The following is a 13,299-nucleotide window of genomic DNA, read 5'->3' as shown; positions in this document are numbered from 1 at the left end:
GAAAGGCTGGGGTATCCATGATGGTAGACCTCAAGGTGATGGCCTACTTCAAGATTAGCCTTTCAACACGTAATTGGGACAGAGCCTTTTTTATGATGTCGCGCTCCATGTTGGCTTGTGCGAGAGCTTTGCGTAGCCGGGCCACTTCAGCCTCCAGCTCGGCGACAGAACGCGCTCCGGGAATGGCCGATGTATCCTTTCCTCCTTTGGCTGCGACCACCCAGTTGCTCAGTGTGCCTTTGGCAATACCCAACCTTCTGGCGGCTTCAGCTTGGCCAAGGCCTTGCTCCAACAGCAGTCGAACCGCCTCTGCCCGAAACTTTGGTGAATAGTGTTCTCTGGATTTCATTAAATACCCCCGATTGTCTCATCGTAACAATCGGGACTGTCTGTGAAAATCAGGATACCTCACTAAACGTGATTCTGTGAATTAAGGAAAATAATATAGTAGTCTTCCCCCTAAAACCTCAGTTGGTATGAAAGCCTTGGCCGGTGGGCGGCAGCGCCTCCTCATACTCCATCCGGGTCACCCGAGCGGTGCGTGGGCCATGCTCCAGCCAACCCAGCATCATCTGCACCCCCTGTGCGGGACCGCTGATGAGGATCTCCACCGAGCCATCCTCCAGGTTGTAGGCATGGCCTCGCAAACCCAGTTGCAGCGCCCGCTCACGGGTGAAATAGCGAAATCCCACCCCCTGCACCTGCCCCCACACCCGAATGACAAACGATTGCTCTCCCATTTCTCACACCTTCCGCTTAAGAAAAAAATTCCCGAGACGATAATGTGCCCGACACTCTATCTCTGCAGGATGCAGCTCCATTATGAAAGAAGTTAAATTCCGGTGGGTTGACCGCTATCTCATTCACCTCACCATCAGTGAAAAATTCCATATCGCGTTCTGGTTACCTCTCTTCATCATCGCCTTTCTCAGCTGGTATATGCTGGCGGCCAGCCATCAGCAGGAGATCTCCCTGCGGGTAGCGCAGTTGCAGCAACGGGTCGAGACCACGGCGCAGCTGGTCAGCCAACAGCCCACTCTGGTGTTGCCTGCTGATCTGCGTCTGGCCCAGCAAGGCAGCAGCGGGTTGCAACAGCAAGGAGATCACTACCTCTTTACCGCGCCAGCGGGTCAGGCGGGCTACGTCACCGGTGATCTCGATACCGGCAACCTCTCCATGTGGGAGGGTCAGGGCTCGACCCTGCTCCTCATCGGCGCGCTGGCCGCCCTGATGGCGCTGGTGATCCACTACATGATGACCTTTGTCTCCGGTGCGCTCTACTCCACCAACAAGGCGCTGCAAACCGTGGCGGACGGGGATCTCACCTTCCGCCTCAACTTCTTCCCGGTGCGGGACGAGTTCTCCACCCTGGCGGGCAGCATCGACCGCTTTACCGACCGCCAGCATCAGATCGTCAAGCTGGTCGAAGAGTCTGCCGAGGCGCTGACCATGGCCGCCGACGAGTTTCGTGACCACGCCAGTGAAGGCGAAAGCATGGCGCGCGCCCAGCGCCAGCACATGGATTCGCTGGCCACCGCCATGGAACAGATGTCAGCCGCCATTCGCGAAGTGGCGCGCAATGCCAACGACACCCTGCAGCAGACCCGTCAATCGAGCGAAGAGGCGGCCAATGGCGCCAACCGGGTGGCCCGTACCATAGAAGCGATCCGCACCCTGGCCGACGAGATTGGCAATGCCTCCGGTGCAGTCGAGCGCCTGACTCACAATGCCAACCGCATCAACGAGGTGGTCAACGTCATCAACGCCATCTCCCAGCAGACCAACCTGCTGGCCCTTAACGCCGCCATCGAAGCGGCCCGCGCCGGTGAGCAGGGCCGCGGCTTTGCGGTGGTGGCCGACGAGGTGCGTACCCTCGCCAGCCGTACCCAGCAGGCAACGGTCGAGATCCAGAAGATGATCGAAGAGCTGCAAGCCGGCACCGGTGCGCTGAACGACATCATGGAGAAAACCGTGGGGCGCGCGGCCAGCAGCCAGCAACTCATCAGCGAGGTGGGGCTCGATATCGAGAAGCTGAGCAATCACAGCGATGCGGTACTGGAGATGAGCACCCAGATCGCCACCTCCAGCGAAGAGCAGAGCTCGGTGGCCGCCGAGATCACCCACAATCTGGATCAGGTACGCCATGAAGCGGCGCAAGTGGAGGAGTCTGCCAGCGCCTCGGTGGCTGGCACGCAGGGGCTGAAAGCCACCGCCAGCGAGCTGACCCGGGCACTCAAGGGGATCCGGATCTGATCTGTCAGTCACATCCGGTTCGGGCACGCTGATGCACCGGGCCGTTTGAGTTTTACCTGCGGGCCACATAGAATGTGGCCCCTTTTCTTTCTACCATCGGCAAACATCCATGAGCGCTTCCATCTATCTCGTCAAAGGCCGCGAAAAATCCCTGCTGCGTCGCCACCCCTGGATCTTCTCCAAGGGGATTGAGCGGGTTCAGGGCAACCCCATTGACGGCGATACCGTCGAGATCTATGCCAACGATGGCAAGTGGCTCGCCCGTGGCGCCTGGTCAGGCAGCTCCCAAATCCGTGCCCGAGTCTGGACCTTCGACAAGGATGAGACCGTCGATCTCGACTTCTTTATCCGTCGCCTCAAATATGCGCAGGAGTCTCGCGATCCGCTGATCAAGCGTCAGGGTCTCACCGGTTATCGCCTCTGCGCCGCCGAATCCGACGGCCTGCCGGGTCTGACCATCGACCGTTATGCCGATTTTCTGGTGTGCCAGATCCTCTCTGCCGGCGCCGAGTTCCAGCGTGAGCTGATAACGCAAGCACTGCGTACCCTCTACCCCGTGTGCAGCATCTATGAGCGCTCCGATGTGGCAGTGCGCAAGAAGGAAGGGCTGAAAGAGCGCACCGGCGTCATCTATGGCGAGACCCCGAACGAGCCGGTGGTCATCGAAGAGAACGGTGGCGTCAAGATCCTGGTAGACATTCGCAACGGCCACAAAACCGGTTTCTATCTGGATCAGCGTGACAACCGTCAGGCTGCCGCCAAGTACACCGAAGGCAAGCGGGTGCTCAACTGCTTCTGCTACACCGGCGGTTTTGGCGTTTATGCCCTTAAGGGCGGCGCCAAGGAAGTGGTCAACGTCGATCTCTCCCAGAATGCGCTGGATATTGCCCGCCAGAATGCCGAGCTGAACGGGCTGGATACCAGCAACACCCAGTTTGTCCGTCACGACGTGTTCAAGCTGCTGCGGGAATATCGTGAGAAGGGCGAGAAGTTCGATGTCATCGTGCTGGATCCGCCCAAGTTCGCCGAGAGCAAGGCCCAGCTGCTGGGTGCCTGCCGTGGCTACAAGGACATCAACATGCTGGCGTTCCAGCTGCTGGCGCCGGGTGGCGTGCTCTTGACCTACTCCTGCTCCGGCCTGATGGAGCAGAGCCTGTTCCAGAAGATAGTGGCCGATGCGGCGCTCGACGCCGGTCGCGATGCCCAGATCCTGGAGCTGCTCTCCCAGGCCTCCGATCACCCCATCGGTACCGCCTATCCGGAAGGCTTCTACCTCAAGGGTCTGGTGGTACGCGCCCGCTGATCGGCAACCACCCTTCCCTTGTGATCAATCAGGCCCCTTGCGGGCCTGATTGTTTTGCATCGCGCCGTATGGGCCTGAGCCTGACGTCATCCCGATGACAACCCTCTCTGCGTTATTCGTGTTCTCTCTCATCCTCTTTCCCTACCAGCTCTCCACGGCTTCTCTGTTTAAATTTCTCTGCACAAAAACTGCACATTTATGATTTAAATCACACTCGAATGACTCTCTTTCCCGTAGTGTGATCCCGCCTGCGGCAGCCAAGCCGGGGCAACCGACCCATCAGGATTGATGGACGGTACAACAACAAAAATCGATGTCAGGCCAAGCTGAACATCACAAGGGATCCCGTTATGAATCAATCATTGCCGCTGTTAACGCCGCTGCGGGGCATCGCTGCCCTGATGGTGGTGCTGTTCCATGCCCGCTTGCTGCTCTTTCCCCAGTGGATGGAGTCAATCGCAGGCCACACCCAACTCATCGAGAATGGCTACCTCTGGGTCGACCTGTTCTTTATTTTGAGCGGCGTGGTGCTGGCCCATGTCTATGGGGAGGCTTTCACCCGCACTCCCCACACTATCGGTTATGGCCGCTTTCTCTGGCTGCGGCTGACCCGCGTCTACCCCCTCTATCTGGTGACTCTGCTGTTGCTGGTTGGCTGGGAGCTTTACAAGGCACAACACGGGGTTGGCTTCTACGCCGGCCCCTTGTTCAAGATGTGGGAGTGGGAAGGGATGCCGCCTTTCGGTTCCCCCTTCACCCCGGCCGAGGCGCTGCCAAGCGCCTTCCTGCTGCTGCAGGTGGTGACCGATCACGGGCTGACCTGGAACTTCGCCGCCTGGTCCCTGAGCGTGGAGTGGATCAGCTACCTGCTGTTCCCGCTGCTAATTCCGCTGGCGGTCACCCGCAGTCGCTGGAGCCATCTCGCCCCCCTGCTGGCGTTGACGGTGCTGGCCTTTATCGTGCACAGTCGCGGCACCCTCGATGTCACCAGCGGGGCGCTGGCGGTGGGACGCGGGGTGAGTGAATTTGTGCTCGGCCTCTGGCTGCTGCCGAGGGTGAAGGCCGCGAAAGGCTCGCCCATGATGAAGCATGATCTGCCGCTGCTGGTCGCCTTTGTGCTGCCCTTCGCGCTGATGCAGTTCACCATGACGCCACCACTGACACTGCTGCTGATCAGCTCCTACGTGCTGCTGATCTGGATTTGTGCCGCCCAAGGGGAGCGTCAGAGTCCGCTGTTGCGCCTCCTGGATAACCGCTTCACCAACTGGCTGGGGGATCTCTCCTACTCCATCTACCTGCTCCACGCGCTGGTGCTGCTCACCGGCTGCGAGCTCATCCACTATCTGGCACCGGGGCTCACCGAGTGGTGGTATGGCCAGACCAACCCGCTGCTGGGGGCTGTGGCAACCTTGCTGATGCTGGCGGTGCTGATCGGGCTCTCGGCGCTGAGCTACAACCTGCTGGAGCGGCCACTGCAACGGCGCCTGCGCCGCTGGGGCAAGTCACGGCAACCGGCGCAGGAGCAAGCCGGATAAGTTAATCTCGCCCTGTCTGGATGAGTTGACGGTTTTATGCCAACTCATCCAGTACCAGTTCATCCAGACTGCTCATCACCCAGGCACTCGGGTGCTGGCTAAATCCGAGCTTGGGGTAGTACGCCACCGCCTGCGGCGCGGCCAGCAGGATCAGCTTGCAGCCCGGCTGCAATTGCAAAAACGTCTCGCGAATAAGGGCTTTGCCAATCCCCTGCCCCTGCACTGACTCGGCCACCGCCAGATCCGAGAGGTAGCAGCAAAAATGAAAATCGGTCACCGCGCGGGCCACCCCGACCAAGATCTCGCCCTGCCAGGCGGTGATCAGCAAATTGGCGTTATCCAGCATGCCCTGCAGGGTGGCCGGATGGTCCAGCGGCCGTCTCGCCCCCAACGAGGTCTGCGCCAACAACGCCGTAAACTGCGCCGTGGTGATGGGGTGGTTAACCAAAAGTGTGGTGGTCACTAAGCTCTCCTGTTGTAGATCGGCGGTTGTGTGCTGTTGGTCTCTTTGACGTTCTCTTTGCTGCATCTGTACTGCAATCAATCAGCCAGCGCTGGATCCAGACCGATGACAGGCAAGTGCGGGCAATTCCCTGCTGTTTATGTGAATTCCTGTTCGAACCTCAAGGGGCAAATGTGGCATAATGCCCCGTCCTGTGGCCCTTGGCGGGGCTGCGCTGGCGCACCTTGTCGCCCTTTTCTTCCCCGTCCGGCCTGGCGGTCTTTCATAACTGCCAGTCATCGCTGCCCCTGTTGGCACCGAGGCCACCCATATTTGCGGCTTCTTGTCTTCCTCACTACAAGGCCGCCCATTGACCAAGACGGCTCCACAGAGCCTCTGCTCTGTTTGCAAATAAAAGGGGTAAGTATGTCTTCCATTCGTCTGACCCAATACAGCCACGGCGCTGGCTGCGGCTGCAAAATCTCTCCCAAGGTACTCGACACCATTCTCAAGAGCCAGATCCCGGGCTTCAACGACCCGACCCTGATCGTTGGCAACAGCAGCAAGGATGACGCGGCCGTGGTCGATATCGGCAACGGTCAGGGCATTGTCTCCACCACCGACTTCTTCATGCCCATCGTCGATGACCCCTTCACCTTTGGCCGCATCGCCGCCACCAACGCCATCAGCGATATCTACGCCATGGGCGGCAAGCCTATCGTTGCCATCGCCATCCTCGGCTGGCCCATCAATACCCTGGCGCCGGAAGTGGCCCAGCAGGTGATCGACGGCGGCCGTCAGGTGTGCCACGAAGCGGGCATTTCGCTAGCCGGTGGTCACAGTATCGATGCCCCCGAGCCCATCTTCGGCCTCGCGGTCACCGGTATCGTGCCCCTGGACGCCATCAAGCAGAACGACACTGCCAAGGTGGGTGACACCCTCTATCTGACCAAGCCCCTTGGTATCGGTATCCTCACCACAGCCCAGAAGAAGGGCAAGCTGAAGCCCGAACACGAGCAGCTGGCCCCCAACGCCATGTGCACCCTCAACAAGATCGGCCAGCGCTTTGCCGAGCTGCCGGGTGTCCACGCCATGACCGACGTCACCGGTTTTGGTCTGGCGGGCCATCTGCTAGAGATGTGTGAAGGATCTAGCGTCAGTGCCCGCCTCGACTTCAAGGCGCTGCCGCTGCTGGACGAGGTGGATTACTACCTCGCCGAGGGCTGCGTCCCGGGCGGTACCCTGCGCAACCACGACTCCTACGGCCACAAGCTCGATGCTATGGACGATCGCACCCGCAACATCATGTGCGATCCGCAAACCAGCGGCGGCCTGCTGGTCGCCGTGGGTAAAGAGAGCGAAGCCGAGCTGCTCGCCATCGCGCAAGAAGCTGGGCTAACACTCTCGCCCATCGGTCAGATCAAGCCCCTTGAGGGCTCCCGCTGTATCGAGATTGTCCAATGAGTGAATTGCCACTGGCCACGGACTACGCCCAGATTTTTTTAGGCGATGTACCGTTGATTGATGTGCGCGCCCCCATCGAGTTCAAGGAGGGGGCCTTCCCCTGCTCGACCAGCCTGCCCTTGATGACAGACGATGAGCGCGCCCAGGTGGGGACCTGCTTCAAGAAGCAGGGTCAGGCCGCCGCCATTGAGCTTGGACACAAGCTGGTGGGGGGCGCAGTGCGTGCCGAACGACTCGAAGGCTGGCTGGCGCAGTTGCGCCAGCAGCCCGATGCCCTACTCTACTGCTTTCGCGGCGGCCTGCGCTCGCAAACCGTACAACAGTGGCTGGCAGAAGCGGGGGTGACTCGCCCCCGCGTCGCCGGTGGCTACAAGGAGCTGCGCCGCTTCCTGATCGACACCCAGGACAAGGCCTCTGCCGAGTGCCGCTGGACTGTGCTGACCGGCATGACCGGCTCCGGCAAGACCCATATGCTGGACCACGTGGCCCAAGCGCTCGATCTGGAAGGACACGCCCATCACAGGGGCTCGTCGTTTGGTCAGCTGCCCGGCGGCCAGCCCAGCAACATCAATTTTGAAAACAACATGGCCATCGAGCTGCTCAAGCGCCGCCATCAGGGCGAGCATGCCTTCGTGGTCGAGGACGAGAGTCGCCTGATCGGCCGCTGCTGCCTGCCCCTCTCCCTCCATGAGGCCATGAGTCAGGCACCGCTGGTGGTGGTAGATGTACCGAAGATCGATCGCGCCGAGCAGATCCGCGAAGATTACGTGCACGATCTCTGGCTGCGCTATCAAGCCATGTATGGCCAAGAAGAGGGATGGCCGCTGTTTGCCGCCTACCTCACCGATGCGTTGGCCCGTCTCAAGCGCCGCCTCGGCGATCAGGCCCACCGTGAGCTGGATGCCCTGATGCAGACCGCCCTCACCGAGCAGGAAAAGAGCGGCGATACCGCGCTGCATCTGGCCTGGATCACGTTGCTGCTGACCCGCTACTACGACCCCATGTATCTCTATCAGCTTGGCAACAAGCAGGAGCGCATCGTGTTTCGCGGTGACAAGCAGGCCTGTCTCGACTATTTCGCCGAGCAGCATGCCAGCGCGCTGCGCGGCTGACCCATCCCAAGCGAGGAACTCTATGTTGAAATTCGAGGTGATCCCGGTCACCCAGTTCGCCCAGAACTGCTCCCTCATCTGGTGTGACGAGACCCATCAGGCGGCCCTGATCGATCCGGGCGGCGAAGCGGACAAACTGCTGGCTGCCATCGCCAAGCGCGGCCTGACCCTGACCCATATCCTGCTGACCCACGGTCATCTGGATCACGTCGGTGCAGCCGCCGAGCTGCGGGAAAAAACCGGCGTCGCCATCACCGGCCCCCACAAGGAGGACGCCTTCTGGCTCGACATGCTGCCCCAGCAGAGCCAGATGTTCGGCTTCGCCCATACCCCCGCGTTCACGCCGGATCGCTGGCTGGAGCAGGGTGACAAGGTGCTGGTTGGCCAGTGCGAGCTGGATGTCTACTTCTGCCCAGGCCACACCCCAGGTCATATCGTGCTGCTGAACCAGGCCGAAAAACTCGCCTGGGTTGGTGACGTGCTGTTTGCCGGCAGCATCGGCCGCACCGACTTCCCCCGTGGCGATCACGGCACGCTTATCAAGTCGATCACCGAGACCCTGCTGCCGCTGGGGGACGAGATCGTCTTTATCCCGGGCCACGGCCCCAGCTCCACCTTCGGTCGCGAGAAGGTGAGCAACCCCTATCTGACCCAGCCTATCTGGTGATCAAAAAAGGCAGCGGTATTAGCCGCTGCCTTTTCAATTCGTTACGCTGCAATCCCCTGGTGCGTATCACTCACAATGTCTTTATCCGGACGACACCGAGAAGCCTCTGGTAATCACGATTTTCCTCAAGAAGCGGATCGCTTTGCACAATCGCTGTCAGACATAAACCCAACTCGTCTGATACCCACTGCGGCTCAGCGATAATAGCGTTCAGCAAAGACAATGCATGTGTAGGGAATTGTTTGCATAAGCCTGATTGATGCAAAAGGTGTATAACGTAATGAGTGTTTTGAATCGGCTGTAATCCAGCATGAACTGTCGCTAATGCATCCGGAAACTCACCGCGAGCGGCAATGACCAATCTGGCCAAAGTTTCAGCGATTGTACTCGTGAAGAATGCGTTAGATTTAGGCCAGATATTTTGCCAAAAAGGCTTGGCTCGGTTTATCCAGTACTCCTCACGCTGCTCACCCGCGCCATCAAGCGCTTGAACCAGTGCATGCAAAACACTTTGGAATCCCTCAGGTGGCATCACTTCAATCGCTGCACGGAACTCTTCTGGTTTATAACCATCAGCTTGTGCCAAGGCGACATACGTCATAAATGTTGCGAATTGCTGACTGTGTTCGCCCAGTTGATTGTAATGGCCAGCACAGGCGAGCAAATGTGGTTTAAAGGCCATTAATAAAGGAAGGTAAAGACGGGGTGACCAGAGAAAACCCTGCCAATATGCATTGGCATCAGCTTGATTCTCCCAATCAAGCAGAGGCAACAGGATTTGAGTCGTCCATTCTTGATCCACACGGAAAAATGTAATCAATCGAGAACAGAGTACTATGCGACCATGACGAAATACCGCAACAGTGGTATCACATAACTCTGTAAATATTGGAGCCAAATCGGCAGGCAGTCCGTCATTATCGTTCAGCTGCTGTTTAAACCACTCGTTCAATAATGCTTGAGTAATATGCCCAACGGGATGGTTAATGGCAGAACCAAGTGGATCATCAACCTCAATTCCATTACGAATGGTACGACTCCCAGCATCGACCTCCATTGGAAGCACCAATATACGACGACAAATGGCAATGATGGATTTGTCGTTATGCTCTTGGGTGCTTGCCCTCTCTATCCACCAAGTTACTGCATGGATTATTTGTAGCAACACAGGCTCGGGCATTGTTAGCACTAATGGAGCAACGAATCGCCATGAACGAAGCAGCATTTTTTCATCAGACCAACATTGCAGAGCGACTCGCCATCGGTCGACAGGCCACTCCCCCTCTTGCGAAAGGTCATACAGGGCTAGCAGGGTGTGAAAGAAACGGGTACGGCACACATCACGCCATCCATCTCGATAAGAATCCATCCTTCCAGATGATTGTTGCTTCATCCAGTCGACCAATAACTTACGCTTTCGGGGAACAATATCATCATCTCCGCGATCACTAGCGAAGCCGTTACTTTCCTCTGCCCCCCATTCGGGATGAAGGTTGGATAGTATGGCGAAGTGTTCTGCTGCCTCTTTTCCCAACACAAGCCCTGAATCATTCAACTTTGCCAATAGCTGCCAAATGGAGTGTTCTATATATATTCGTGTTGATTCCAACTCAGATGGTGGCCCAGCCAAAATAGCCGCTTCCAGCTGTGCTTGAGCATTTCCTGTCAGTAACAGTCCTTGCGTTTCAAATAGGTTGAAGAGCTCGGGTTCAGTATCTCTGGCCCAAAGCCACCGTCCATTATCAGAGCGTAGCCATTCCGACCACAGTTCAGATGAGATGCAGTCATCCTGGCTGGCTGCAAATAAGGCTAAACGTTTAAAGAGGGGATAAGGTAAAGAGAACCAAGATTGCGCAATATTGATTGCTTGTACTCGATCACTTTTCAGTACCATTAACCAAGCTTCGCGCAGTAATTCAACAAGAACAAGCCAGTCATAATGACCACTATGGGAGTCATATAGAGCAATGGAAGGCAGTGCCAAATAAGAAAAGTCTCGATACTCGCTGGCATCATTCAGTTCACGCTGCAGATCCAGTGCATCGCAGAGCAGTTGTTGGAGTTCGTCCAGAAAATAAGGTAAGGCTGTTTTCCATTGTTGATTATTTACATCATGTGAAATCGCATACCTCACATTATCTGCGGCAAGCACGAGTTCCCAATCTACCCGCTCCCGAACATTTATTGGTTCTTGGTCCGTTTTGTTACTACTTAAATTATATGGTTTTCTCAACGCTATTTTAGGCGCAAGTAACTCCCGCAATTCCAAACGTAACATCACATTTGATGGTTCTCTTCCCAAGCGCGACATCCACTGAAAAATATTTCTATCACAATCTGAACACTTTATCCGACCAAGCAGCAACAGACGCCACAAGGTGCGCATCATAGGGTCTGGAATTGCATACTGTGACTGATCCTTGGCTTCGTCAATTTCGATAAACTGACCGTCACACATCATTGAATCAAAGCGGGATAAGGAATTTTCCACTAACCTCCGCCATCGTCTATGCAATTGACCTCCATTTGAGACAACCCAAAGTAGTAATTTTGGGTTCCCCAAGTGGCGAGTAAGCCAATATGCCAAAGGTGGCATCACTTCATCCCAATCGCCTGACAAGCCATTTGTAACCACACTCATGGCTGGCGCAGACATATAGGAAGCAGGATGTTGTAGCAAGCTAAAGCTCAAGCTTTCATTTATTTTACCCTGCGGTTGCACACCAAAACATGTTAAATCATTGTGACCAAAACATTTGCTGGTAAATACATCAAGCCAGTCCAGTGATGGAGTCGGATTAAGCTGGGCAAAGCATTTGGCGGGCAAGCCTGATGGATCGGCTAAAGCCCATCGCATTCGACTAACAAAGTCGTTTTGTGACGAACTCTGATTGGGTTGCTTATATGCATACCGAGCAACTAATCGCTCCTTGCCCCTTACACCATCACGATATATAGATGCCCATACATGCAAAGTCTGATGTAACATGCGATGATAATTTACATCGTCATACATAATGGGGATGACATGTTTGTCTTGCCATTTCTGCTTCGTGATATCCAATTCATCACGTTTATAGGATGCAAAAGCAAAAATCTTCCGTGAACCATCCAATGCATGGGCGGCGGTCATATATCGCAATACAGGATCATCAATGCTGTAACCGACAAAACAGAGTGTGTAATCTCTGAATAGGCCAGCGACAAACCGAGCTGCCCAACCTTCAGTAAGATATGCCTGTCCAAAATCGCCATCAGACAAGATCAGCTGATCAAGGTCTTCTTCTGAGGCTGAATCTGGCATACGTCCGTGCAAATGCACCACTCCATTCCAACGGGATCGGGAGGGTGGGGCCTGATGAATGGTTATCGGTGATTTCCCCACCTTTTCAAACAAGGTATCGAAGTTAGTGGTAACGAGTTTCAGGTTATCTTTTTTATCCTTGCCAAGAGTCAGCAAAGCAAGATGAGTAGTGAGAGCTCGTGGCTTTGATAAATCAGCAGTCAGGCAGGATGGTAAACCACGACGTACCGCAGCTCTCCCGCCTTGAATGCGCTTCTCATAATGTCCGATTGCGCGATCAAGTCCACCCTGTGTGACCATGTCTTGCTCAGACCTATCTAATGGCTCGCCTGCATGCTTTGACATCCTAATAACGAGCTCACCGAATCCAGGCAAACCCGCTGGATAGGAAATGCCCGCCCCACAAAAAAACAACACACGTCCCTCTTCATGGGCATGCAGCAGCTCATTGGGAATATCGGGGCCATTGGGGATAAATTGCATTTTCCTGTTTCCTATCCAGTAGATACGGTGGCTTGACTGGAATATGGTACCGCAATACCCCCCTCGATCGGCGAACCCATTTCTAGCTTTCGTCCAATAAAAAATCCCCACCCGAGGGTGAGGATTGATTTATAGGTGCAACCGTCTGGTGGCTTATTGTGCCAGCAGGTGACCGACCAGCTCATGACGCCACCCTTGCAGCAGCATAGGTTTGTCGCTGCGGGCCCGCTCTTCGTCGTTCATCCGCCAGCTCCAGGTGAAGTACTGGTGAATGATCTTCTTGCTGGCAATCAGCTCGGGCGGAATATTGCTCGCCTTGGCCTTCTCTTCCACCATGGCTTTGATGCGCTTGAGCTCGGCCTTGTACTGGGGAAAGTCCACCAGCCGGCGAATGGGCTCTGGCCAGCTGTCAGGCTCGCTCTGCTGCGCCTTGGCGACGATATCGAGCATCCGCTTGCCGTGGATCTTGATCTCGATGGGCGAGAGACCCAACTCGTTAAGATCCCGTAGGGAGGCAGGACGACGCTCTGCCACCTTGAACAAGTGCAGCTCTTTCACCACGAAGTTGAGGGCCAGATCCCGGCGCACCGCCTCTTGCTGGCGCCAAGCGGCCAGCTCGCGCAGAATGGCGAGCTCGCGGCGACCCAGCTGCCAGGCGTTGACGATGTCAAGATAAGCCTGACGGGGATCACTACCCTGGGTCTTGCGGGCGGAGTGGTTCTGGCACTCCTGCTCG

General features: G+C 56.4%; 10 protein-coding genes and 1 pseudogene. 6 read left to right on the top strand and 5 right to left on the bottom strand.

Annotated elements, in window-relative coordinates; translation table 11 throughout:
- Positions 1-85 precede the first annotated feature (85 nt).
- Positions 86-349, bottom strand: a pseudogene (locus AB5Y92_RS06645) (transposase); the annotation flags it as partial.
- 118 nt (positions 350-467) lie between these two features.
- Positions 468-740, bottom strand: a complete 273-nt coding sequence (locus AB5Y92_RS06640) for an acylphosphatase (protein ID WP_005345583.1) — start codon at positions 738-740, stop codon at positions 468-470.
- Positions 741-822: 82 nt separating this feature from the next.
- Here AB5Y92_RS06640 and AB5Y92_RS06635 point away from each other — a divergent pair, with 82 nt between their 5' ends.
- From AB5Y92_RS06635 to AB5Y92_RS06625, 3 genes are all read left to right on the top strand, one after another.
- Positions 823-2,253, top strand: coding sequence for a methyl-accepting chemotaxis protein (locus AB5Y92_RS06635; protein ID WP_368226073.1), 1,431 nt, complete (start codon positions 823-825; stop codon positions 2,251-2,253).
- Between the two features lie 109 nt (positions 2,254-2,362).
- Complete coding sequence (locus AB5Y92_RS06630) at positions 2,363-3,556, top strand: class I SAM-dependent methyltransferase (RefSeq protein ID WP_204383193.1); 1,194 nt, start codon at positions 2,363-2,365, stop codon at positions 3,554-3,556.
- A gap of 350 nt (positions 3,557-3,906) precedes the next feature.
- Positions 3,907-5,091, top strand: a complete 1,185-nt coding sequence (locus tag AB5Y92_RS06625) for an acyltransferase family protein (RefSeq protein ID WP_368226070.1) — start codon at positions 3,907-3,909, stop codon at positions 5,089-5,091.
- 34 nt (positions 5,092-5,125) lie between these two features.
- Here AB5Y92_RS06625 and AB5Y92_RS06620 read toward each other — a convergent pair whose 3' ends face one another.
- On the bottom strand, positions 5,126-5,554 hold the full coding sequence (locus AB5Y92_RS06620) for a GNAT family N-acetyltransferase (protein WP_368226068.1): 429 nt from the start codon (positions 5,552-5,554) through the stop codon (positions 5,126-5,128).
- 405 nt (positions 5,555-5,959) lie between these two features.
- On the opposite strand from AB5Y92_RS06620, the gene selD reads away from it, so the two are divergent.
- Genes selD through AB5Y92_RS06605 form a run of 3 tightly spaced genes read left to right on the top strand, consistent with a single transcriptional unit; the run spans position 5,960 to position 8,776 of the window.
- Positions 5,960-6,997 carry a selenide, water dikinase SelD gene (gene selD, locus AB5Y92_RS06615; RefSeq protein WP_368226066.1) on the top strand — a complete coding sequence of 346 codons (1,038 nt, stop codon included), beginning with the start codon at positions 5,960-5,962 and terminating at the stop codon, positions 6,995-6,997.
- On the top strand, positions 6,994-8,109 hold the full coding sequence (gene mnmH / locus AB5Y92_RS06610) for a tRNA 2-selenouridine(34) synthase MnmH (RefSeq protein WP_368226063.1): 1,116 nt from the start codon (positions 6,994-6,996) through the stop codon (positions 8,107-8,109). Before selD ends, mnmH begins: the two co-directional genes overlap by 4 nt.
- 22 nt (positions 8,110-8,131) lie before the next feature.
- On the top strand, positions 8,132-8,776 hold the full coding sequence (locus AB5Y92_RS06605) for an MBL fold metallo-hydrolase (protein WP_368226060.1): 645 nt from the start codon (positions 8,132-8,134) through the stop codon (positions 8,774-8,776).
- Positions 8,777-8,846: 70 nt separating this feature from the next.
- Here AB5Y92_RS06605 and dsr1 read toward each other — a convergent pair whose 3' ends face one another.
- Together dsr1 and AB5Y92_RS06595 are read right to left on the bottom strand one after the other, a co-directional pair.
- A complete protein-coding gene (gene dsr1 / locus AB5Y92_RS06600; RefSeq protein WP_368226058.1) occupies positions 8,847-12,563 on the bottom strand; it encodes an anti-phage defense-associated sirtuin Dsr1 in 3,717 nt (1,238 codons plus the stop codon).
- Positions 12,564-12,716: 153 nt separating this feature from the next.
- A partial coding sequence (locus AB5Y92_RS06595) for an HRDC domain-containing protein (RefSeq protein WP_368226055.1) occupies positions 12,717-13,299 on the bottom strand: 583 nt, incomplete at its 5' end.

This window comes from Aeromonas sp. R1-1 (assembly GCF_040908495.1).
Classification (GTDB): Bacteria; Pseudomonadota; Gammaproteobacteria; order Enterobacterales; family Aeromonadaceae; genus Aeromonas; species Aeromonas veronii.
Note: the sequence above shows the minus strand (reverse complement) of the source record. Positions and strands in the feature narration are given on the sequence as shown.